Raw genomic sequence first — 22766 nt, 5'->3', positions numbered from 1 at the left:
TGGCTCAAAGTTGTTCAACACTAGGGCAATCTGGAGATGCATCTGTTGAGGGAGATAAACACCATGGTCACCATAATCACAATGAGCATGGTCATCACCATGGTAGCCATGGTCACGGAAATAAACCATCAGTAAAGACTAAAGCTATACTAACGACTCCTTCAACAATTACTTTAGATAAACCAAATAGTTTGGTAATTGATATTCAAGACTCTGAGGGAAATGCTGTTCCTGATTTTGAGGTTTTTCAAGAAAAAATAATGCATTTAATTGTAGTCAGTGATGATCTTGAATTTTACGATCATATTCATCCTGATTACAAAGGAAATGGACGCTTTGAAGTTGAAGCTAATTTTCCTAAACCTGGTGATTATACTCTTTTTAGCGATTACAAACCAAGCGGAAACCCAGAGCGAGTGTCTGTAGTAAAAGTAAAAGCACCAGGCACTACTTCATCTCTAAGTGATATAGAAATTAAAAATACTAAAGTCTTTGGCAATACCAAGGTTGAGCTGAGTTTTGATAAACCCAAAGTTCAGGCGAATGAAGAAGTTATGATTAGCTTTAAGTTAAAAGATGCTGCTAATAATAAGCCGGTGAATGATTTACAAACTTATTTGGGAGAAGCTGGTCATTTAGTAATTGTTAAACAATCAGAATCTATAACAGCATCTGATTACATTCATGCTCACGCACTTCCAGGTAAAACTACTGAACCGATACGTTTTGCTACCCAATTTCCTGAAACAGGCACATATAAAGTGTGGGGTCAATTTAAGCGTAATGGTGAGATTGTAACTGCTGATTTCTGGGTCAATGCACTTTGAGCAAATATCTAATTTGGTAAGCATTCAGCAGTTGGCTGTCAGCTGTCAGCTGTCAGCTGTCAGCTGTCAGCCTTTGGCCTTTGGCCACGGCTGATAGCTGTTCGCACCTCAAGCAGCGTGGCCAAAGGCCAGGCGTGCGCGTAGCGCATTAGCTGATCGCACTTACCAATAATCACAATCAGGGATATGATAATTACTCTACCGGAGTTGATCAGATTTCCGGAATCTTCTCCTGTCATCTTTTATCCTTGATACGTCAGCCTGGAAATGACCGAGTCTTCCTATCCCAATTACAGTGAACAGTTGCGACAACTTATGGCAAAAGTGGATATTCCTAGTTTTAGGCAACTCAGTCTCAGGGCTGATGTTTCCGAGTTGCAACTGAGGCGTTTGCGGAAAGGTCAGGTCTCGCAGATGCAGCTAAAAACGCTGCTAAAACTTGCTGAAGCGTTGCAGGTGTCGCTTAATCAGTTACTGGTTATGTTTTTGCCAGATTCTGTTTCTACGTTACAGCAGGAAGACTCAACATTCAAGCAGGAGTACCAGCGTCTAGAACAGCAGTTGGAACAGCAGCGCCAGACTTTAATGCAGGAGTTTCAGCAATCTAGTTTACAAGTGCTAGAATCCTGGCTAGTGCAATGGCCCACTGCTGCTTATGCGGCACAACAGAATGAGCAGTTACCAGCAGTGAGATTATTGCCCCTGGTAAAGCCAGTGGAACAGTTGTTAGAAAAATGGGGTGTGGAAGCGATCGCATCTGTGGGGCAAGAAATTCCTTACGATCCACAACAACACCAACTCATGTCAGGCAGTGCTCAACCAGGTGATCGGGTTAGGGTACGTTACACTGGCTACCGCATTGGTGATAAGTTGCTGCATCGTGCTAAAGTTAGTCCAGTTTAACAGAGTGAGCGGGAATTCCCCTTCCTCGCGCTAGCAGGTGGGGGATGAGAGCGAACACCAGGATTTTATTTTTGCCCGGAATATAGTTATAACAAATTGTATATAATAATAACAAGGAGGTGATCAAAAGATGAGACACTACGCAATCAAAGTCAGGATCTATCCGAGCGATGAACAAAAAGAAATATTAGCTCAACACTTTGGTTGCGCTCGGTGGTGGTGGAATTATGCTCTAAACCATTGCATTGAAACCTACAAATCCACAGGGAAAAGTGTAAGGCAATCTAGTCTCAATGCCCTGCTTCCAAAGCTTAAAAAAGCCGAGGAAACAGAATGGCTAAAAACCTGTTATTCTCAGGTGTTACAAGCTGCTACCTTAAATCTGGTCACGGCTTATAAAAACTTCTTTCAAGGTAGGGCTAGGTTCCCTAGATTTAAGTCAAAGAAGCGTAAACAATCTATTCAATATCCCCAAAAGGTAAAACTAGTTAATGGTAATTTGAAATTTCCTGGGAAAGTTGGTGTAATCAAAACCAAGTTTGACAAACGTCCAATTGAAGGAGAAATCAAAACTGTTACTATTTCCATGACACCATCTGGGAAATATTTTGCATCTATTTTGACTGAGTTAGAAGGGGATAATCCTCAACCTAATCATGAGGGAAAAGTAGCAGGTGTAGATTTAGGGGTTAAAGATTTTGCCATAGTTAATGATGGGAATAAAACCTCCAAGTTTGCTAACCCTAGACACTTGTACAAATCCGAGAAAAATTTAGCCAGAAAGCAAAATAAATTATCTAGAAAACAAAAAGGTAGTAACACCAGAAACAAAGCCAGAAGAATAGTTGCTAGGGTTCACGAACGTATTAGCAATACCCGTCAAGACTACTTACATAAGCTATCAAGAAAGCTTGTTGACGATAACCAAGTCATCGTAGTTGAAAACCTCAATACTAAGGGTATGCTTCGGAACCACAATCTAGCTAAAGCAATATTGGATGCCGGATGGGGGATGTTTGTCAATTTCTTGTCTTACAAATTAGAAAAGGAAGGCAAGGTACTAGTGGAAATTGACAAATGGTTTCCTAGCTCTAAAACATGTTATAGTTGCCTTTATCAAGTGAGTGAAATGCCATTAGATATCAGGGCTTGGAAATGTCCTAACTGTGGCGCTCACCATGATAGAGATGAGAATGCAGCCAAGAACATTAGAGCAGAAGGTATCAGGATATTACAATCCTCTGGGACGGGGGATTCTGCTAGTGGAGGGGATGTAAGACCAAAGCGAGGAAGTAAACCCAAGCTAAGGCAATCCCCTGTGAAGCTGGAAACCACCTGCTCTGCGTAGCAAGCAGGTGGTAGTTCATCTAACTGCTTTGATACCATTCAGACGCCCATCTTCCATATTAACAATCCGGTCAGCAATATCGAGAATTCGATTGTCGTGAGTAACGAGTAAAATTGTACAGCCCTGTTCTTTAGCTAACTGCTGCATTAAATCCACCACTTCACGACCGGATTTACTGTCTAGTGCTGCTGTTGGTTCATCGGCTAAGAGTATCTTGGGATTACCCACTAAAGCACGAGCGATCGCGACTCGTTGTTTTTGTCCTCCAGAAAGTTTATCTGGGTAGTAATTCACCCACTTACCTAAGCCCACTTCTTCCAATATAGCTACTGATTTAGTAATAGCATCTTTAACAGAAAGTTCTGGGTGTAGTTCTGCTGACATTTGCACATTTTGGCGAGCTGTTAAACTCTTGAGTAAGTTATGAGCCTGGAAAATATAGCCAATATGACGCCGCACCGCTATCAAATTACGTTTATTGGCTCCCAGCAGTTGCTGTCCTAGGATTTTAAGACTACCAGATTGAGGCGATCGCAATCCTCCGATTAGGGTTAGTAATGTCGTCTTACCCGATCCAGAAGGACCAGTCATCAACACAATTTCTCCTTGGTGGATGTCTAGGTCAATATCAAACAAAACCTGTTTCCGTAGAAAACCTTTACCAAAGTAATGATTAAGATGCTTAATGGATACAACTGCTTCGTCCACCATGACAGTTTTCCTTCCTAGCTAGTTATTGGTTATTGATTATAGTTTTAGCAATAGTTTAAAAAATATCAGCGGGATCGGCTGCTTGGAGTTTCCCGATCGCGATCGCACCGGAAATACAACACATAATAATCGTCAGAATCAAAACTGTCACTGCCCTAGCTAGACTCATGGCTATGGGTAAACTGGTAGCATTTTTCGTTAAACTATACAACCCTAGTGCCAGTCCATATCCAGGAAAATAACCTAAAATTGCCAGAATCAGAGCTTCTTGAAAAACAACTATCAATAGATACCTGGTTTTATAACCCATGGCTTTAAGGGTAGCATACTCAGGCAAATGATCCGCGACATCAGTATATAGAATTTGATAAACAATCACTGTACCCACGATAAATCCCATAGCGCTACCGAGGGTAAAAATAAAGCCTATTGATGTACTGCTTTGCCAGTAAGCTTTCTCCCAATTAACAAACTCTTCCTTGGATAAAACTCTAACATCCTTAGAAAGTTCGCGCCTCATATTCTCTACAACTATCTCCACATCTAACCCTGGTTCTAATTTAATCAAACCGATATCAATTAGTCCTTTATGGCGATCAGGGAAAAGGCGTAAAAAGTTTAAATCACTGGTGATCACATTTCCATCTGCTGCAAAGGAAGCCCCTAGGGTGAATAAGCCTCCTACTCGAATGCGACGTTCTTTGACTTCAGTGGTTATCTCCTTGCCCTGATTAAACTCTTCAGCAATAGGACCATATTCAGGTCTGGAGCTGTCATCGAACAAAACTACATCGGGCATTTTTATCGTATCCAGATTGCTGGTTACTCCAGATAAATTGAAGACGTTGTCAGTAGGATTAAACCCAATCACAAGTACATTGCGAGTTTCACGGGTTTGAGGATTTTTCCAGAGGCCATAGTCCATATATATCCCACGGATCGATTTGACCCCATCAAATGCAATACTTTGATACAACCTGCGACTAGGAAAACTTTTCAGAGCGAGTATTGATTGGGACTGGGGACTAATCAAAAAAATGTCACCCTGTAAGCTATTATGTAGTGTCACATTACTGGCAAACAGGGCATCCCTAAAACCCATTTGCATAAACATTAAAATATCGGCAAAAGCAATTCCTGCCAGTGCCACCAGCAAACGCATTTTTTCATGGGTCAATTGTAACCATGCTAAAGGTATTTTCATGATTAATATTTACTGGTTAATTACTATTTTTTAATTAAAAATTAAAAATTAAAAATTAAAAATTAAAAATGAATAACCTTATACTTTGTAAGTGTTTCCACCGGATACAAGCCCACGAATTAATTTATAGGTTAGTTTTGAATTTTGAATTGATAATTTTTAATTGGAGCAAAGCGATTGACTAATTACTAATAACTATTTTTACGATGACTTGGGAGTTAGTTAAATCAGTCACGGTCTTGCTGTCTTCTGGATTTAGACGAATATCTACTTCAACAACTCTGGCATCTACGTCAGCGGCTGGATCAGTGTCAAGAACATCCTGTTTGTCAATTTGTTGCCCAATTCTAACTACACTGCCATTGAGTTTACCCTCAAATGCCTTGCTTTCACTAATAATTGTTACTTTCTGTCCTAGCTTGACTTTACCAATATCACTTTCGTAGACTTCAGCAACAACCATCATTTGGTCAGTTTGCCCTAGTTCCACAATTCCCTTTTCTTGATCTACGGTTTCTCCTGGATAAGTGTTAATTTTCAAAACTTGACTATCTAGTGGAGAATGGACGTAAGCAAATTTTAATTCTGCTTCGGCTTGCTTGACTTGTGCCATAGCCATTTCTAGCTCTGCGTCAGCCTGTCTAATATCTACAAGACGTACTTCTTTAATCTCTTCTAGGGTAGCTTTGGCTTCGTTAATCTGTGCTTCTACTACAGCTAGGGTCTGCTTGCGGTTGACCATAGCTTCTTTGAGTTGTTCCCTGAGGGTGCTTATAGTTTGGGTGCGGTTGGCTATGGCTTCACTCACGCTCTCTTGGGCAGTTTCTACGTTTAGGCGGCGGCTGTCCAATTCGGAAATTGCGATCGCACCGTCTCGTTCTAACTGCTGATAGCGCTGAAAATCTGCTTGGACATTCCTTAACTGAGCCTCTAATCGCCTGACTGTGGCATCTTTCTCTTGTTGTGTTTCTTGCAGCTGAGTCTGTAAACGGTCAATGCGAGTTTGTAGCGCCTCCTTCTGCCCCCGATACTCTGCCTCTAGTCGTTTAATCTTAGCCTCCTGAGCAGCAATGGTGCCGCTTTTAGCACCGGCTTTGACTTTCTCCAAGTTCGCACGGCTTACTTTAACCTCCGCTTTTGCCCGTTCTAAATCCGCTTGTAAGCGTCCGCGATTTTCCATGATGGCAATCAATTGATTGGCACCTACTTTATCCCCTTCCTTAACCAGTAACTGAGCCACCCTTGGTGCTTGAAAAGTTGTTGGAGCAGCTAATTGAATAACTTCCCCCTCAGGTTCGAAACGTCCTAGAGCCGTGACAGCTCGGATAGCTGGGGTTTTACTGGCGGATGGCACTGGTTCTGGTGGGCGCTCACGGACCATTTCCAAACTATATCCGCTAGCGACCACAGTTGCCAGAATCCCAACACCAGCCAGTACAATCACCCAACGGCTTAGGGGCTTTGAGAATCCCTGATCTTTTATGCCAATTTTTGGCTCCATGACTCCTCCGGTTAAATCAACCTTTGTCGGTTATATGAGTCATAACCATCTCTTGTGTGCCATATTATATGGCTCCTTACTATTTAATTTACCATAAAGTAAATACTAGATGAGCACCGCTAACAGATTTTTTGAGCAATCCCTCATTACTGGCTCAGCTGAAATTCAGCTGAGTGCATAGCAGGGGTTCCCGCTCGCAACTTTGCTAAAAGTTTAACGAAGGTTTTCTTTTCTGCGCCAGTCAGGTTAGCCATCAAACCTGTCACCCGATTAAAGTGCTCGGGAAGCATTTGCTTCAAGAACTGCCAACCGTTTGGAGTCAGGTTAACCATCAGCATCCGTCGGTCATCTGGGTGGGGCTGGCGTTTAACTAACCCTTGACGTTCAAGACCATCAAGCAGACCTGTGATCGTCCCACGAGTAACACCAGCCTGTTGAGCACATTCGGAAGGAGTCAAGCCTAACGAACCCGCTTTGTGTAATAGCATGAGTACAGTAAACTTACCGATTGATAACTCGTAGCGACCCATATGAGTGTCAATCGCTTCGTAGATTTCAGTGGTAGTTTTCAGGAACGACAGACAAGTAAACACTGATTCTATATCTAGCTCAGGGTACTGTCTCGCGAAATTTAGCAGTTCCTGCTCTGAGGGAAGGTCACGTCTAGTGAACATAGTCTATCCCCTTAAAAAAGTTTGCCGACTTATTATTATCGTGCCTTACTATAGTATTTCTCAAATAGGTGAGGTATACAAGTTGTGGATTTTAGGGAACAGGGAACAGGTAACAGGGAACAGGTAACAGGAAAAAAATCCTGTGTACCTCATTAATATGAGAACCGCTATCATCCATTGCTCCATCCCTAAACTAATCAGCAAACTAATCAGCTTTACGATTGATTAAGTATCAAGATACTGGCAAGTCAAATAGTACCGAGGTCATATAGTTCTCTGCCCATTCAACACCAAAAGCTTTTTCAAGCACCCGCCGGGTTTTGTCATTCTGCCGCTGCTTGCTGCAATAATAGTGTTGACTAGCAATAATTTCTGCTTGCTTTTCTCTAGAGACCGGTAGGGCATTAGCAGCATGGGCACAGTGAATCTGTAATAAATCATCCACCCATGCCAGGAACTGTGCTTCTTCTTCTGGACCATTGGGACGCACAAAAATGCAAAATTCTGAAAAAATGTCTGCCCAAGGTGGTAAGTCACGGGGCTGTTTAAACTCAGGTTTTGGTAGGGTCTGTAACGAACAGTGATAGGCTTCTGGTAAGGTACGTTTAGGGTTGAGTGGAGAAAGGTCTGCGATCGCAGCACTAATTTGTCCTCTAGCTGCCACCACATCACAGCCAAACATGGGCAGAGCATACTCTGGACGAGGAAACATTACACAGTGTAAAATGTCCAACATCTTACCTATTTTTGCCAATTCCAGGTGCATTTTCCGAAACTGACGTGTCTGATAGCAACGGTTTTCGATAGTCAGTTTCTCTCCCTCAAGCCGTCCTTCCACGTAGCCTAACTCGGCTGGTAAATGATAAGGAGAAAGGTCGAAGTAGCGCCGCCAGTTCGACTCTATACAGTCTGCCAGCTTAGCGCACAGAGGGTTTTGTTGGGTTCTTAGGGATGGCGTGGAAGTGGTTGACATTCCTTAACACTTAAAGGCTATGGGTAAAATGGAGGCAACAGGCTTGCAGACAAAAGGGTTGGATGGGTTCTCCCCCCATTATCCCCCTTAACAAGAGGGGTAGGCAAAAGACAAAAGGCATGCAAGACTTGAAGTATCAACCATTGCATTGATTGTAACCTTTGCAAATGGTATATTTTTATACTTTATCTTTCCTCCTTCATCCTTCGACCTCTATCTTCTCACCTTATCGGTCACCATCAATTGCAGCAAGATATCCTAGTATGGACTTCGGATAAGCTTAGGATATCAGCTTGCCATGGTCAATCCTGTAACGCTACACAAAACTTTGTTACTGCTGGGATTGGATAAAGGATTTTGTTTGCGATCGCATAAAATTCCTTGCTAGTAGCATGGACTAGCGGGGCATTGCTGAATCTTCGGATGAAGGTGAGTGGGGTGGGCATCCTGCCCGCCCGAAAATGACCAAAAATTTGGGTCTCAAGCCCCGTCCTTCTAGGAGACGAAACCTGTTTATTGTGGAGTCTTAATCAATAAGTTTTAACCCTTTTACGCATAGCCTGCCAACCATAAAGACTCCACTATCTTACGGTAACTTGGCCGTAGGCCACGCTGCGCGAACAACGGACGGCTTTTTCTTTTTGTGCTACAATGTTACCTAGAGTTGTCCCACGTCAAGATGATAGTATTAGAATTTAAGGTCAAAGGGAATAAAACTCAATATGCCGCCATAGATGAGGCGATACGTACTGGTCAGTTTGTACGAAATAAGTGCATCCGTTACTGGATGGACAATAAAGGGATAGGACAAAAAGACCTGTATCGCTATAACACGTGGCTCAGAGCTGAATATCCTTTTGTTAAAGACTTAAACTCTCATGCCTGTCAAACTTCAGTGGAAAGAGCCTATAGTTCAATTTCTAGGTTTTACGATAAGTGTAAAAAACAAGTCCCTGGCAAAAAGGGTTATCCCAAGTTTAAAAAGTTTTCCCGGTCAGTTGAATACAAGACATCAGGCTGGAAACTTTCCCTTGATACCAAATCAATAAAATTCTTAGACAAAAAAGGAATTGGGAAACTAAAACTCAAGGGAACCTGGGAACTGTGGCGTTACGACCAAAAGCTGATCAAGCGAGTTAGGTTAGTACGTCGAGCAGATGGTTACTATGTCCAGTTTTGTGTCAAAGCTGATGTTAAAGAATCTCTAGAACCATCACATACCAACATTGGGTTAGATGTAGGACTGAAAGAATTTTATACCGATTCCAAGGGAAACACAGAGCCAAATCCAAGGTTTTATCGCAAGGGCGAGAAGCGGTTGAAGTTTCATCAACGCCGAGTTTCTCGCAAAAATAAAGGCTCATCTAGCCGTAAGAAAGCCGTTAATAGATTAGGCAGGATGCACCTTAAAATAAGTAGGCAACGTGAAGAACATGCGAAGAGACTCGCGCGTTGCGTAATCCACTCTAATGATGTGGTCGCTTACGAAGATTTAAGGGTGAGAAATTTGGTCAAAAATCACTGTCTCTCCAAGTCTATTAATGATGCAGGTTGGTATCAGTTTAGAAAATGGTTAGAGTATTTTGGACGAAAGTTTGGTAGAGAAACTGTAGCAGTCAATCCTACCTATACTAGCCAAAATTGCTCAAACTGTGGTGAAGTTGTCAAAAAATCGCTATCTACTAGAACCCATACCTGTAAGTGCGGGTGTGTGTTGGATCGCGACCATAATGCAGCTATCAATATTCTAAAAAGAGCCTTGGGTACTGTAGGGCATACAGGAACCTGGATCATTGATCCGAACGCTTATGGAGAACTGTCCTCTACTTTTCCTGGCTCCGGCCTGGTCGAGCAAGACGGCTCTGTGAAGTAAGAATCCCCGTCCTAGAAGGACGGAGAGTGTCAATACTTTGAGTGGGCGACCGAGATTGACCTAGGTTGATTGTGCGCCTGGTAAAACCGTAAAGTAGATTTGTTAGAGAATTTTTTTGCTTGGCCGTGAAGTAGGATGGGCTAAGTGCTATCAAGCAGTTCAAGGTTAATTCAAAGTTAACAGGAGTTTGGAGAAAATTGGTATGTTTGGTTTAGGATGGCCCGAAGTGATGATTATTGGCGTTGTGGCAGTTGTGATTTTTGGACCGAAGAAAATTCCTGAAATCGGCAGCGCCCTAGGGAAAACCCTCAGAGGCTTCAAAGACGAGATGAATAATCCGACATCAGACCCTGAGGAGTCACAAACTGAGCAGAAAGATTCATAATTAATAAAACGTTCAGGGATTGAGTCATCCTACGCTGACTTTACGGTTAAGACCTGGTTATCCCAGGCGATGGAAGCTATATCAATTCCTGCAATCAGCACGTTTCTCATAGTAACGAGGTACAAACGAGGTACACAGGATTTTTTCCCGATTCCCGACTCCCGACTCCCGACTCCCTAGTCTTTTCATCCTTCGTTGTCCGCGATCGGCGTTCGCGCAGCGTGGCCAAAGGCCTCAGCCGCGCCAAAGGCGATCGCATCTAACTGCTGCCAGTCATTGATAATAATTTTGCCTCCCCGCTTGTAGGTAACCACTGAATTGATGGCATTTATCTTTTTGAACAAACGCACGCATTCTTCATAGGTTATACCTATACTGCGAGCAATTTGATAGTAAGGAAGGTTGATATTTAAGGAGTCTCCCTGAGCAACAGACTCAGTTCCATAGCGAGTTGCATAGTATTGCAGCAGACGCACCAGTCGTACAATTGCCCTTTCAGAAATTAGTCCATGTACGGTGTTATGAATTTGTTGCAGGCGTTGGTTAAAGACTTCCAGGATTCGCAACGCCACTTCTGGGGTATGGCGAATGGTCTCTAACAGCGCCTCTCGTTCTATGGTTAGCACTAGGGAGTCCACCTGACAAATAACTGTTGCGGGTGCAATACCATTACCAAAAATTGCCGGAGCCGCAAAAATATCACCCTCAGGGATGATGCGCAAAAGGCTTTCTTTACCATTAGTCCCGGTTTTTTTAATTTGCAGGGTTCCCTTGATTAAGGCATAGAGTTGGCAGGGGAGGCGATCGCCCTCGTAGATCACAATCTCATCCCGAAAATAAGCCCGTACATTGGTATAAGGCTGAAGATTCTATAGCGCTGAGGTTTCTAGGTCTTTCAGCACCCAGACTTGAGCTAATTGTTCTATTGAGACCATGCCTACCAGTCCTTTGACAGTGTTTGATAGTTATAGTATTTCTGAATTTGGTAGGGAGCAGGGAACAGGGAACAGGGAGCAGGGAGCAGGGAACAGGGAGCAGGGAACAGGGAACAGGGAACAGGGAACAGGGAACAGGGAACAAGGAGAAGAGTGTGGGGAGAGGGGGTAGTGTGGGGAGAGAGGGGAGAGCACAAGAGTGTGGGGAGAGGGAGGAGAGGGAAGAATTAGTTTGAGATTAATTTGGTATCTTTAAATACTTTTTTTCTAATGGTCTTGATGCATATCCTCATCTGACTCCCCATTTCCCCATCTCCCCATTTCCCCATCTCCCCATCTCCCCATCTCCCCATCTCCCCACACTTCCCTCCCTTTCCCTACTCCCTACTCCCTTTGCTATTACTCCGTTTATGAGCTAGCTCAAGGACAGGGCTAACTTTTTCTGTCACAGTAAAAGTAGCAACGAGTTCAGAGATATTTACCAATCTTAGAAGTTTCTAAATTTGAGATGAGGAAAGGATAATGGTTAATGCGATCGCTACAGCAAACACATCGTTTAGCACTCCCCTACAAAAATTAGCTGACTATCCAGATACAGGGATGATTAGCAAAGTTTTGCTCAAGGATAACAATTGCCAATACACCCTATTGTGTTTGGCAAAAGGTACAGCAATTGAGGAGCATACTTCACCTCGTAATGCCGCAATCACGGTAATTGAAGGGAAAGGAATTCTGACCTTAGACCAGAAAGAGATTACCTTAGAACCAGGAGTCTTTATCTTTATACCGGCTTTTGCACCTCATAAGTTACAAGCCCAAGAGAATCTGAAATTTTTGCTAACCCTCTCCGAAAAGCCCAAACCGGTGAATCAGGTGAGCCAAGAAACTATAGATATCATCAAGTCCACAGCTCCCCTGCTCAAAAAGAATGGTAAGCAAATTACTACTCGGATGTATGAAATCATGTTTCACAACCATCCAGAGGTAAAAGCACAGTTTGATATGTCAGCTCAAGCCAATGGTTCTCAACCAGCTAAGTTAGCGACAGCAGTCTATAGTTATGCTACCAAAATTGATAATATGGAGGCTTTAAAATCCATGGTTGAGGTGATTGCTCATCGTCATGTAAAAACCCATGTTAAACCAGAACAATATCCCATTGTGGGAGAGAGTCTACTACAAGCGATGAAGGATGTGTTGCATGAAGCGGCGACAGAGGAAGTGATAGCAGCTTGGACAGAAGCTTATCAGATATTAGCTGATGTTTTTATTAACCGAGAACATCAAATTTATGAATCATTATAGCAATCTAGGAGTAGGGAGTAGGGAGTAGGGAGTAGGGAGTAGGGAGTCGGGAGTCGGGAACAGCGATGCATCGCTTCTGCCTTCTGCCTTCTGCCTTCTGCCTTGCTGTTGTGCATTTTAAATGCACAACAACTTAGTTTAAATTCCCAGCAGTCAAAACTTGCTCAACGGTTAACATCAGCTCAGGAAACGTAGGTGATGTTAACCGTTGATTTCCAGTTAACACTGTTTCCTGATATAACCCTTCCTCTAACACCAGCAGTGAAACCTTTTTCTTCGGGGGGTCAACAATCCAATATTCAATGATTCCCAAGGCAGCATACTCTGAACGTTTGTAACGATAATCTCGCTTAACAGAATCAGGACTCACCACCTCTACTGCTAATAATGGAGGAGTATCACATACTGCTGAGTGATCTAGCAATGCCATTACCTGATCTTTGGTTACCACATAGACATCACTTAGCCGTGACTTGCGCCATCCTGTCCGAATTCTAGCTTCTTTAAAACACAGCCAAGGCAAACCCAAACGATTAATTTCTGCTTCCAATACTTGTTCAATAAACTTAGCAATCAGCAGATGCCTAAAGGTTGGTGGATTCATGATTTCTAACCTCCCATCCACCAATTCATAGCGGTTGTCGGTACCATCATCATAGTTGAGGTATTCTTCAAAGGTGTATAATCCTTCTGTGGTTATAGTTGTCATGTTGAGCAATCCGGGAAAGTTTACATTTGGTAATCTATAGCAAAGGGAACAGGGAGTAGGGAGTAGGGAGTACGGAGTAGGGAGTAGGGAGTAGGGAGTAGGGAATAGGGCATCACAAATTCTCACAATTCAATTAGGATACCTATATATAGGGTTTATAAATAGGTCATGAACAATCTTGCTGATTTTTAAGAACACCAAAAAATCATCCAAGCTCTTTCCTACTGCTCCGAACGCGCCCCGCGTGGCCTACAGTCCCTGCTCCCTCCTCCCTGCTCCCTTTTCCCATCAATCCTATATTCACAACTCAAATACAAACGCTATATATACCAATCCTAATTGAAACCTCAGAGAAATTAGTCCCACCTAAAAAGCAGTAAGGGGGCGGACGGCTATACCCGTTAGGCTAAACCCAACGGCGTTGCTGATTATGGGTATGGTTTTGCCCCCCTAGCCCCCCAATTTTGCGGTGCGACCCGTGGCGAATTTAATTCGCCGACGGAAAGCGCACCGGTGGGGGAACAAGACTTTCTTGCGTCCCTTCCGGTGCGCGCCTCCTAGGGCGAGTAAATCGCCCTTGGGTCGCACCGCAAAGTTGGGGGACCCACGGGGGCTTGACCAAAACCAGATGATCGCGCATTCATTCCTTGATTCAGCAACGCCAACCCAACTGCCCACCAGGCAATAGACATGGCGTTGCTTAATAATGGAATGATTTTAAGAGTTTTGTGGAACGGGCATGTTGGCGGAACGGGCATGTTGGTGGAACGGGCATCTTGCCTGTTCCTTAGATTGTCGGGCAGGCAGGATGCGGGGCATGTTGGTGGAACGGGCATGTTGGTGGAACGGGCATGTTGGTGGAATGGGCATGTTGGTGGAATGGGCATGTTGGTGGAATGGGCATGTTGGTGGAATGGGCATGTTGGTGGAATGGGCATGTTGGTGGAATGGGCATGTTGGTGGAATGGGCATGTTGGTGGAATGGGCATGTTGGTGGAATGGGCATGTTGGTGGAATGGGCATGTTGGTGGAATGGGCATGTTGGTGGAATGGGCATCTTGCCCGTTACAATTCCCAGACGGCCAGGATGCCCACCCCACTCCTATTCATCCCTTGATTCAGCAATTGCCTTGCATTCAGCTATCAGCCATTGGCCAACGGCTGACGGCTGACGGCTGACGGCTGAATGCTTACGAAAAATAATCCGAGTTGAAAATTCCTAAAAATATTACGATATATTTCATTGTTGAAAATCCCGAAAAATATTACGATATATTTCATTTTTCGGGATTTGCTCTCTTTCTTTGTTTTTCATGTTAGTGTTATTTTGGTGGCAGTTAGAAGTATAGAAAAGGTATTTCCCTATTCCATCATTCAACTCCAAGGGTACTCCCGTTATAGTCGAAGACTTAGCGGTAGGGGAATTGGAGAATGAATTTGTAGCGTATCTTGCCTATTTTTGTTAGGATAAGATTACACGATTAGCAAGATTGCTATCGATCACAATCCCAAAATTAAACGATTAAGGGACACGAAGCAATCAGAGTTTTCTCAGGTTCCAATATATGCATTAAAAGACAAGCTGAAAAGCCTCTGTCGCATGGAATTAAGCTGATCATAAACATACAAGTAACCCCAAGGATTTTATCGGAGGGTCTAGAGGCTGTTTGGTTCAGCCGTTAAGGGTTTTATACTCTTAAGAATCCCTCGCTATAATCTTCGATTTAGCGACGGGAGTATCAAAGTCTTCTGGTCAAGATTATCCTCCAATTATTAGGCGGGATAGATACTAGCTATGTTGGAACATGTTCTCTCGTTTCTTAAGGAACAACTCAACAGCTACATCCGAGTAAAAACCGGAGGTCAGGCTTTTGAGGTCTTATTTCTTCAGGATCGCAACGGGAAAGAAGTTTCCTTAGAAGAGAATGCCATTACTACCTTATTAGTTAACTTAGAAGAAGACTATACCTTTCGTTCTGGTGCTGCCTATGACAGGATGCCTAATCAGGGGGGGAAGCAGCAAAACAACCCTAATCTTTACCTCAATTTATACGTTCTATATGCTGCTAATTTTACTAATTACAGCCAATCTTTAAAGTTTTTGTCCCTAATTATCAAATACTTTCAAAGTCATCGGTTATTTGATTGTCGTAACTCTCCAACCCTCAGTGCTGAGATCCAAAAATTGACCATCGAACTGGTTAATTTGCCTTTTACTGAACAAAGAGAGGTTTGGTCTGGTTTAGGCATGTCTTATATGCCTTCAGTCATTTATAAAGTCAGAATGGTTGTCTTTGCCGATGGGGATACGGTGGAAATTGGCTCTGATGTAACTGATAGGGAAGTTAGTAGTTCAAGAATCTAGTATCGCCGCCAAACTCAAACCCAAGGGTCATCTAGATTATGCTTTATAAGCAACTCTTTGAATTAAGTATTCTTCACGACTATTATCGGGATAAAGTCTGCCCGGACTTAAGTGTTGAACCAACACCTGAATGTAGCAGGGTACTTAGGGGTCATCGTCTGATTGTTAAGAATAAAGTTAACGGAATAGTGGTCATTACCCCAGTATATTCAGAAAATTCAGAAAATTCAGAAAATTCAGAACAGAAACCCTGGGTAGAGCTTGCTGATAATTTGCAGTTTACTTTTATATTAAAACTCAAAAATCAAGATTTTATAGATTTCACAGATATTGACTGGAAACCCGTTGATAATGTTAGTTATCATTTTAGTAATGAAAATAATAATGAAAATAAAGCGTCAGATTTAGATATAATTCATACTCAATGGTGTTACATAAAAGTGCCCAGGGTACAAACTATTTTTGGCATTGTGGATATTTATAATAACTCCTCCATGTCTAAAGATTTGAATCAGGGGAGTGACTATAAAATCACCTTTAACGCCAAAAAACAACCGTGGTACTATTACCTGGTAACGGATCAGTTAACTAATGGCGATGAATTCTTGATTGAAGATAAAGATCCGACCAGGAAACCAGAAATTAAATTTACTAGATCTACGAGTGCCGACGCTAAAGAAACAGATCCAATATTTTCTGCTCTTAACCAACAATTTCCTGAATCTCAACAATATTGCTTTAAATCTGACTCAGAAATTGCTTGTCAGGAAGCTGGGAGACAAAACATTCAACTTTTAATAAAGAAAAAGAATGAACTTGGCGATCCCTCTGTGTGGATTGATCATTTACCTAATCCCCCTAATCATAACGGAATTCAAGTCATTAATGCCCTGAAATACCTATAAAAATTAAAAACTAAGGATTGAACCATGGTAACTTATAAAACTCCTAATGTTTATGTCGAGGAAATTTCTACATTTCCCCCTTCAGTCGCTGAGGTATCTACAGCGATTCCAGCTTTTATCGGTTACACAGAGAAAGCTGGAATAGGCGACCAATTAAAGAATAAACCCACTCGAATTAGTTCACTGCTTGACTATGAAACTTTGTTTGGTAAGGCTGAAGCAAGCGAGTTTTCTGTTACAGAGAGCGCAGGTGTAATCGCACCCATTAGCGCTCCCACACTTAACTATTTAATGTATTATGCCTTGCGGATTTATTTTGATAACGGTGGGGGCAGTTGTTACATTGTTTCAGTGGGTAAATACAACGAACCTAAACAAAAGGATCATTTTATAGAAGGCTTAAAAGCTTTAGAAAAAGAAGATGAACCCACTTTAATCATGCTTACCGATGCGGTAACTTTAGGTGATCCCGATTATTACGGACTTTGTGTAGAAGCTTTGATGCAATGCAATAAGTTAAAAGATAGGTTTGCTGTTTTTGACGTTCTGAAAGAGAAAACAGACGGAACAGGCACAGGGGGAGTTGATGAATTCCGACAGGGAATTGGTACAGCATATTTAAAATATGGCGCAGCTTATTATCCCGACCTCCAAACATCACTCAACTACTATTACACCGACGATTCTGTAACTATTAACCAAGGTGGAGGAACCACTAATTCAAAGCTGACTGAGTACAACGACCCACAAAGCTCGCTTTACAACACCGATCTCTACAACAAAATTTTGGCTGAACTAGGTAAACAGCGAGTTATCTTACCTCCAAGTGCTGCTGTAGCAGGGGTATATGCCAGGGTAGATCGGGACAGAGGAGTTTGGAAAGCACCTGCTAATGTCAGCTTGGCATCGGTACTTGCGCCTACGGAAAAAATTACCAACGAGGAACAGGAAAATCTCAACGTTGATCCCACCGCTGGTAAATCCATCAATGCTATTCGCAGTTTTACCGGAAAAGGAACTTTAATTTGGGGAGCAAGGACTTTAGCGGGTAATGACAATGAATGGCGCTATATCCCTGTGCGCAGACTGTTCAATCTGATTGAAGAATCGATTCAGAAAGCCACTGCATTTGTGGTCTTTGAGTCTAACAACACCATCACCTGGCTGAAAGTGAAGTCCCTAATTGAAAATTATCTAGAGGGATTATGGCGACAAGGTGCCCTGGCTGGTAGCACTCCTGAACAAGCTTTCTTTGTTAATATCGGACTGGGTAAAAGCATGAGAGCACAGGACATTTTAGAAGGACGGATGATTGTGGAAATTGGTCTGGCAGCAGTTCGTCCGGCTGAGTTCATTATCCTGAAATTCTCCCATAAATTACAGGAAGCATAGGGGGAATTGAAAATTCAAAATTCAAAATTCAAAATTCAAAAATAGGTAGTTTATAGGGTGGCATTGTCCACCTTATAACAGTAAAACTAAACCTAAAGTAATTAAGGATAAATAAATCATGGCAGACACAGTAGAACAAATCAAAAATACTTATCCAATTCCCGTATTTTATTACCGAGTCACCATCGCTGGAGATAATTCCTATGCTTTCTCAGAGGTATCGGGATTAAGCATTGAATACGAAACGATTACTTATCGAGATGGCCTGAGTTATAAAGAAGGGGCAAAGTACATGCCAGGATTAGACACTCCCATTAACCTAACCCTACAGAAAGGAATTGTCAGACAAGACAGCTATTTATTTGATTGGTTTAACACGATTAACCTCAATACCGTCGAAAAGCGAGATCTTACTATTGAATTGTTAGACGAGTCAGGTGAACCAGTTGTATCCTGGGAAGTTATAAATGCTTTCCCTAAGAAATTAGATGCACCGTCATTTAATGCCACTAGCAATGAAGTTGCCATTGAAAGTTTAGAACTAATGGCTAATACTCTCAAGGTTAATAACCCTCCATTATAATCATTAGACTTCTCTCTTCCCTGCTCCCTGCTCCCTGCTCCCTGCTCCCTATTCCCTAAAACCCAAGACTTTGTAGTTCACCGAATTGAAAACCGCTGTAAGTGATGGCAGATAATTTCCCCATTCCGGAACTTACTTTGACTGAAAATCCCCCGGTTGGATTTAATTTTATGGTCGTCTTTTTCCTTGCTGGAATTGTGCCTAATCCCTTAGATATTCGCTTTCAAAAGGTATCGGGAATTTCTGCGGAAATAAGCACAACGGACATCCGTGAAGGGGGTGAAAATATTTTCAGACATCGTTTGCCTAATCAGGTTACCTATAATAATCTGGTTTTAGAAAGAGGAATGGTGATTGGCTCTCCTCTGAATATAGAGTTTAACGTTGCTATGAGTACCATGAAATTTGCTCCCAGCAATGTCTTAGTCATTTTGCTTAATGAAAACACTGCTCCTGTTTCTAGTTGGTTATTTAAGAGAGCTTATCCAGTAAAATGGACGACATCTGACCTAGATGCTAATGCCAATGCTGTGGTTATAGATACGATGGAATTAGCCTATGTGAGATTTCAAAGTGTGAGGATTTAGCTATGCCAGTGGAAATCAAAGAATTAATTATTCGTGCCAACATTGTGGATAGTAAGGATACTAATTCAGAATCCCAGATTGAAGGGACTTCTGGACAGAAACAAGAAATCATTGCTGCTTGTGTGGCACAGGTACTGAAAATACTGGAGCGGAAACAAGAGAGGTAAGGTAAGGAAGTGTGGGGAGGGTGGGGAGAGGGGGAGATAGGGAGATAGGGAGATAGGGAGATAGGGAGATAGGGAGATTTTTATAGCAGAAGTCAGAAGTCAGAAGTCAGAAGTCAGAAGTCAAACTCTTGCGCTTACTTAGGTTTGAGACTTTTGTCATTTCCTAACTGCCCTGGCGACTGCTATATTAAGGGTAATTGTAATAACATGAGATAGCGTTTATCATAGCTATGAGGTACACTTTCCCTTTTTTACCTCTTGCCTTTTGCCTCTTGCCTTTTGCCTTTTGCCTCTTGCCTCTTGCCTTTTGCCTCTTGCCTCTTATCTGCTCCCTATTCCCTATTCCCTATTCCCTATTCCCTGCTCCCGATTCCCGATTCCCGATTCCCGATTCCCGTTCCCCTCCTGGGAGGGGTTAGGGGTGGGTGCCTCTTGCCTTTTGCCTTTTGCCTCTTGCCTTCCCCTCCTGGGAGGGGTTAGGGGTGGGTGCCTCTTGCCTTTTGCCTCTTGCCTCTTATCTGCTCCCTATTCCCTATTCCCTATTCCCTATTCCCTGCTCCCTGCTCCCGATTCCCGATTCCCGATTCCCGATTCCCTAAAACCCAAGAATAATTTATATTTCACCCAAATAATCATTATATGCTAAAAAACCCTTTCAAATTAGAAAAGCTGAAGATTCTTGTTTATAAAGATGAAGACCGGACTCAGAAAGACGGCACCTTTGAAGTCATGTTTAATCCGGAATCCTATTCTTTACAATACGGGAATGTTTATCAAAAAAAACAGGGAATTAATACCAGTAGTAGATCGGCAAAATATACTCTCACCAAACCAGAAGAATTGTCCCTCAAGTTAATTTTAGATGACACAGGGGTAGCAGATTATGGAGGTTTTGGATTTGCCGGAGCTTCATTAGTTGGCAATCTTTTAGGGACGAGAGATGTTGACAAGCAAGTCAAAAAGTTTCTTAAATTAACATTTGAGATGGATGGCAAAATCCATGAGCCTAAATTTCTCAAAATTGAATGGGGAAACTTAACTTTTGATTGCCGTCTCCAATCTGTTAATGTTAAGTATACACTTTTCAACCGTAGCGGACAACCGATAAGAGCTGAATTAGATACAGTTTTTATCGAGGATATAAAAGATTCCAAGCGAATTAAACTAGAAAAGAAAAGCTCACCCGATCTTACCCATACTAGAACTATAAAAGCTGGAGATAAGTTGCCTGTGATGGCTCAAGAGGTATATGGTGACTCGGCCTATTATATCCAGCTTGCCCGTGCTAATAATGTCAATAACTTCAGAAAGTTAAAAACCGGAACAACTATCAAATTACCGCCAATAGAGAAGTAAAAAATAATGAGTGGTGTTGTCACAGCAACAATTTTGAGTAAAGGTAAAAAAATGAAACCTGAATATAATGTCATGTCGATTGACATTATCAAAGAGGTGAATAAAATCCCGATAGCTCAAATAATTTTATTAGATGGTGACGCGGCAGAACAAGAATTTCCTATTAGCAACACGGAGTTTTTTAAACCAGGCCAAGAAATTGAAATAAAGCTTCGCTATGAAGGGGAAAAACAAAAGGAAGCAACAGTGTTTAAGGGAATTATAGTTAGACACTGTGTGCAAGCCGATCGCTATAGTTCTCTGCTCACTGTTGATTTAAAAGATGCAGCATACAAACTAACCACCCAAAGAAAAAGTGCTGTCTTTCGAGATATGACAGACAAGGATATTATCGACAAAGTCATCAAAACTGGGGGGTTAACAGTCAAATCTATTGCTGTAACTAAACCCAAGCATAAGGAAATGGTGCAATATTACTGCACTGACTGGGATTTCATTTTATCTCGTGGGGATGTCAATGGTCTGTGGGTTTTAGTTGATGATGGCGAAATTACTGGGGTCGAGCCTAATCTAAAGGGGAAACCAAAACATACCTTTGAATATGGCATAGATGAGATTTATGATTTTGAAATGGAAGCTGATATTTGCCATCAAAAATCCTCGGTAGAAAGTACAGCTTGGGATATCAAAACACAGAAATTATTACAATCACAAAAAGCGAAAGAGTTTTCTCTAGACCAGGGTAATTTAAAAGGAGATGAATTAGCCAAAACAATTGGTGCAGATAACTATCAATTAATCAGTTTAGCTCCCTTAGATGACCAGGAAGTAAAAGCTTGGGCAGATGCCAAGTTACAAAAAAGTCGTCTTTCACTGTTTAAAGGTCGCTTCAAAGTGCCTGGATTTGCTGATATTAAACCAGGAGATATTATAAAACTTGATGGAATAGGAAAGCGCTTCAATGGCAAAACCTTAGTAACAGCTATTCGACATCAATTTAGTAGACAAGGCTGGCAAACGGATGTACAATTTGGCTTGTCAGCTAGCTGGTTTTATCAACAAAATAATGACATTATTGATACACCAGTGGCGGGATTGATTCCAGCTATTCATGGGTTGCAAATTGGGATTGTGGATAAGTATGAAGCGGATCCAGAAAAACAGTTTAGGGTAAAAGTCAGAATCCCCTCAATTGAAAAAGATGGTATTGTTTGGGCAAGATTAGCTTCGGTTGATGCTGGTAATAAAAGAGGTATTTTCTTTAGACCAGAAACCGGGGATGAGGTTATTCTCGGTTTTATCAATGATGACCCTAGACAAGCCATAATTCTAGGAGCAGTGCATAGTGTTAAAAATGCTTTACCAGCAGGTTTAACAGTAACCAAGGAAAATAATAAAAAAGGAATAGTTACCAAAGAATCCCTAAAAATTATATTTGATGATGAAAATAAGTTAATCGAAATTAGTACATCCAAAGGCAATACCTTAAAATTATCCGAGCAGGATAAAGGGATTAAATTGGAAGATGAAAATGGTAATACAATCACGATGGATAATCAAGGAATTAAGATAAAATCAAGTAAGGACCTTGTGATGGAGGGTAAATATATCAAGATTAAAGGCTCGAGAGTGGATATTAATTGAGCTAAGAAGCAAGGTAAGCCGTCAGCGGTCAGCGGTCAGCCGTCAGCTGTTCGCGTAGCGTGCGAAGCGCGATCGCGTAACCCACCAAAATCCCGAGGGTGTGTTAGTAATAAGCTAATGCGCATTTAAATTGATTTTTCCCTGTTCCCTGTTCCCTGTTCCCTGTTCCCTTTGAGCAATTTAGGTATCCTAATCTAAAAGCTTAACAGCTTAAAATGCTATGTCTCAAACCATATTAAAACCCAAAACTACAATTCCACCTCTTGAAAGTGGAGATCTACTAACTAGGCAAGAATTTGAACAGCGTTATGAACAAATGCCTGATGTCAAAAAAGCGGAATTAATCGAAGGAATTGTTTATATGGCATCACCCTTAAGAATGACCCAACATGCTAATCCCCATGCTCGTATTATGACTT

General features: G+C 41.9%; 27 protein-coding genes and 2 pseudogenes. 19 read left to right on the top strand and 10 right to left on the bottom strand.

What is annotated here, in order from left to right; translation table 11 throughout:
• The coding region (locus F6K38_RS20100) for a DUF8832 domain-containing protein (RefSeq protein WP_287357234.1) at window positions 1–827 on the top strand (827 nt) is incomplete at its 5' end.
• Window positions 828–886: 59 nt separating this feature from the next.
• Here the strand turns inward: F6K38_RS20100 and F6K38_RS20095 are convergent.
• A complete protein-coding gene (locus tag F6K38_RS20095) occupies window positions 887–1066 on the bottom strand; it encodes a hypothetical protein (protein ID WP_008186221.1) in 180 nt (59 codons plus the stop codon).
• A 28-nt stretch (window positions 1067–1094) separates the two neighbouring features.
• Here F6K38_RS20095 and grpE point away from each other — a divergent pair, with 28 nt between their 5' ends.
• A complete protein-coding gene (gene grpE, locus F6K38_RS20090; protein WP_008186222.1) occupies window positions 1095–1730 on the top strand; it encodes a nucleotide exchange factor GrpE in 636 nt (211 codons plus the stop codon).
• Window positions 1731–1860: 130 nt separating this feature from the next.
• Entirely contained in the window at window positions 1861–3078 is a 1218-nt protein-coding gene (locus F6K38_RS20085) for an RNA-guided endonuclease InsQ/TnpB family protein (RefSeq protein WP_008186223.1), read from the top strand.
• Between the two features lie 15 nt (window positions 3079–3093).
• Here F6K38_RS20085 and F6K38_RS20080 read toward each other — a convergent pair whose 3' ends face one another.
• The 5 genes from F6K38_RS20080 to F6K38_RS20060 all read right to left on the bottom strand — a co-directional run bounded on the left by F6K38_RS20080 (window position 3094) and on the right by F6K38_RS20060 (window position 8141).
• The gene (locus tag F6K38_RS20080; protein WP_008186224.1) at window positions 3094–3789 is read right to left on the bottom strand and encodes a DevA family ABC transporter ATP-binding protein; all 696 of its coding nucleotides are present in this window, start codon (window positions 3787–3789) and stop codon (window positions 3094–3096) included.
• Window positions 3790–3844: 55 nt separating this feature from the next.
• Window positions 3845–4993 carry an ABC transporter permease DevC gene (gene devC, locus F6K38_RS20075; RefSeq protein WP_008186225.1) on the bottom strand — a complete coding sequence of 383 codons (1149 nt, stop codon included), beginning with the start codon at window positions 4991–4993 and terminating at the stop codon, window positions 3845–3847.
• Between the two features lie 181 nt (window positions 4994–5174).
• Window positions 5175–6494 carry an ABC exporter membrane fusion protein gene (locus tag F6K38_RS20070; protein ID WP_008186226.1) on the bottom strand — a complete coding sequence of 440 codons (1320 nt, stop codon included), beginning with the start codon at window positions 6492–6494 and terminating at the stop codon, window positions 5175–5177.
• Between the two features lie 146 nt (window positions 6495–6640).
• Entirely contained in the window at window positions 6641–7168 is a 528-nt protein-coding gene (locus tag F6K38_RS20065) for a MarR family winged helix-turn-helix transcriptional regulator (RefSeq protein WP_008186227.1), read from the bottom strand.
• 232 nt (window positions 7169–7400) lie between these two features.
• Window positions 7401–8141 (bottom strand): phycocyanobilin:ferredoxin oxidoreductase, encoded by a 741-nt coding sequence (locus F6K38_RS20060; protein WP_008186228.1) that lies wholly within the window; start codon window positions 8139–8141, stop codon window positions 7401–7403.
• 679 nt (window positions 8142–8820) lie between these two features.
• On the opposite strand from F6K38_RS20060, the gene F6K38_RS20055 reads away from it, so the two are divergent.
• Together F6K38_RS20055 and F6K38_RS20050 are read left to right on the top strand one after the other, a co-directional pair.
• Window positions 8821–10014, top strand: a complete 1194-nt coding sequence (locus F6K38_RS20055; protein ID WP_008186229.1) for an RNA-guided endonuclease InsQ/TnpB family protein — start codon at window positions 8821–8823, stop codon at window positions 10012–10014.
• A 202-nt stretch (window positions 10015–10216) separates the two neighbouring features.
• On the top strand, window positions 10217–10399 hold the full coding sequence (locus tag F6K38_RS20050) for a Sec-independent protein translocase subunit TatA/TatB (RefSeq protein ID WP_044493720.1): 183 nt from the start codon (window positions 10217–10219) through the stop codon (window positions 10397–10399).
• Between the two features lie 185 nt (window positions 10400–10584).
• On the opposite strand, the pseudogene F6K38_RS44295 reads toward F6K38_RS20050, so the two are convergent.
• Window positions 10585–11334 (bottom strand): annotated as a pseudogene (locus F6K38_RS44295) (Crp/Fnr family transcriptional regulator).
• Here F6K38_RS44295 and F6K38_RS20035 point away from each other — a divergent pair.
• The gene (locus F6K38_RS20035) at window positions 11333–11506 is read left to right on the top strand and encodes a hypothetical protein (protein WP_287251553.1); all 174 of its coding nucleotides are present in this window, start codon (window positions 11333–11335) and stop codon (window positions 11504–11506) included. The pseudogene F6K38_RS44295 and the gene F6K38_RS20035 overlap by 2 nt on opposite strands.
• A 55-nt stretch (window positions 11507–11561) precedes the next feature.
• Here F6K38_RS20035 and F6K38_RS20030 read toward each other — a convergent pair whose 3' ends face one another.
• Complete coding sequence (locus F6K38_RS20030) at window positions 11562–11687, bottom strand: hypothetical protein (protein WP_008186233.1); 126 nt, start codon at window positions 11685–11687, stop codon at window positions 11562–11564.
• A gap of 169 nt (window positions 11688–11856) precedes the next feature.
• On the opposite strand from F6K38_RS20030, the gene F6K38_RS43445 reads away from it, so the two are divergent.
• Window positions 11857–12639 (top strand): globin domain-containing protein, encoded by a 783-nt coding sequence (locus tag F6K38_RS43445; protein WP_353737204.1) that lies wholly within the window; start codon window positions 11857–11859, stop codon window positions 12637–12639.
• Here F6K38_RS43445 and F6K38_RS20015 read toward each other — a convergent pair.
• Window positions 12624–12755: a hypothetical protein gene (locus F6K38_RS20015; RefSeq protein WP_287357232.1), complete on the bottom strand. Its 132-nt coding sequence runs from the start codon at window positions 12753–12755 to the stop codon at window positions 12624–12626. The genes F6K38_RS43445 and F6K38_RS20015 overlap by 16 nt on opposite strands.
• Before the next feature lie 17 nt (window positions 12756–12772).
• Window positions 12773–13348, bottom strand: coding sequence for a Uma2 family endonuclease (locus F6K38_RS20010; protein ID WP_008186235.1), 576 nt, complete (start codon window positions 13346–13348; stop codon window positions 12773–12775).
• Between the two features lie 478 nt (window positions 13349–13826).
• Here F6K38_RS20010 and F6K38_RS20005 point away from each other — a divergent pair, with 478 nt between their 5' ends.
• The 12 genes and pseudogenes from F6K38_RS20005 to F6K38_RS19950 form a co-directional block, all read left to right on the top strand.
• Complete coding sequence (locus tag F6K38_RS20005; protein ID WP_287264943.1) at window positions 13827–14036, top strand: hypothetical protein; 210 nt, start codon at window positions 13827–13829, stop codon at window positions 14034–14036.
• 2 nt (window positions 14037–14038) lie between these two features.
• Window positions 14039–14527 carry a hypothetical protein gene (locus F6K38_RS20000; protein ID WP_287357230.1) on the top strand — a complete coding sequence of 163 codons (489 nt, stop codon included), beginning with the start codon at window positions 14039–14041 and terminating at the stop codon, window positions 14525–14527.
• A 616-nt stretch (window positions 14528–15143) separates the two neighbouring features.
• A complete protein-coding gene (locus tag F6K38_RS19995; RefSeq protein ID WP_287264945.1) occupies window positions 15144–15713 on the top strand; it encodes a Pvc16 family protein in 570 nt (189 codons plus the stop codon).
• Between the two features lie 38 nt (window positions 15714–15751).
• Window positions 15752–16618: a hypothetical protein gene (locus tag F6K38_RS19990; protein WP_287357228.1), complete on the top strand. Its 867-nt coding sequence runs from the start codon at window positions 15752–15754 to the stop codon at window positions 16616–16618.
• A 24-nt stretch (window positions 16619–16642) separates the two neighbouring features.
• Window positions 16643–18010 (top strand): phage tail sheath family protein, encoded by a 1368-nt coding sequence (locus F6K38_RS19985; protein ID WP_287357226.1) that lies wholly within the window; start codon window positions 16643–16645, stop codon window positions 18008–18010.
• A gap of 118 nt (window positions 18011–18128) precedes the next feature.
• On the top strand, window positions 18129–18593 hold the full coding sequence (locus F6K38_RS19980) for a phage tail protein (RefSeq protein ID WP_287297742.1): 465 nt from the start codon (window positions 18129–18131) through the stop codon (window positions 18591–18593).
• A gap of 104 nt (window positions 18594–18697) precedes the next feature.
• Window positions 18698–19180 (top strand): phage tail protein, encoded by a 483-nt coding sequence (locus F6K38_RS19975; protein ID WP_287357224.1) that lies wholly within the window; start codon window positions 18698–18700, stop codon window positions 19178–19180.
• A 2-nt stretch (window positions 19181–19182) separates the two neighbouring features.
• The gene (locus F6K38_RS19970) at window positions 19183–19347 is read left to right on the top strand and encodes a DUF5908 family protein (RefSeq protein WP_287297745.1); all 165 of its coding nucleotides are present in this window, start codon (window positions 19183–19185) and stop codon (window positions 19345–19347) included.
• Window positions 19348–19612: 265 nt separating this feature from the next.
• On the top strand, window positions 19613–19993 hold the full coding sequence (locus F6K38_RS19965) for a hypothetical protein (protein WP_287357222.1): 381 nt from the start codon (window positions 19613–19615) through the stop codon (window positions 19991–19993).
• Window positions 19987–20703 (top strand): CIS tube protein, encoded by a 717-nt coding sequence (locus tag F6K38_RS19960; RefSeq protein WP_287357221.1) that lies wholly within the window; start codon window positions 19987–19989, stop codon window positions 20701–20703. Before F6K38_RS19965 ends, F6K38_RS19960 begins: the two co-directional genes overlap by 7 nt.
• A gap of 6 nt (window positions 20704–20709) precedes the next feature.
• Window positions 20710–22347, top strand: coding sequence for a type VI secretion system tip protein VgrG (gene vgrG, locus F6K38_RS19955; RefSeq protein WP_287293496.1), 1638 nt, complete (start codon window positions 20710–20712; stop codon window positions 22345–22347).
• A gap of 220 nt (window positions 22348–22567) precedes the next feature.
• Window positions 22568–22766, top strand: a pseudogene (locus F6K38_RS19950) (Uma2 family endonuclease); the annotation flags it as partial.

The organism is Moorena sp. SIO3B2, assembly GCF_010692525.1.
GTDB lineage: Bacteria > Cyanobacteriota > Cyanobacteriia > Cyanobacteriales > Coleofasciculaceae > Moorena > Moorena producens.
Note: the sequence above shows the minus strand (reverse complement) of the source record. Positions and strands in the feature narration are given on the sequence as shown.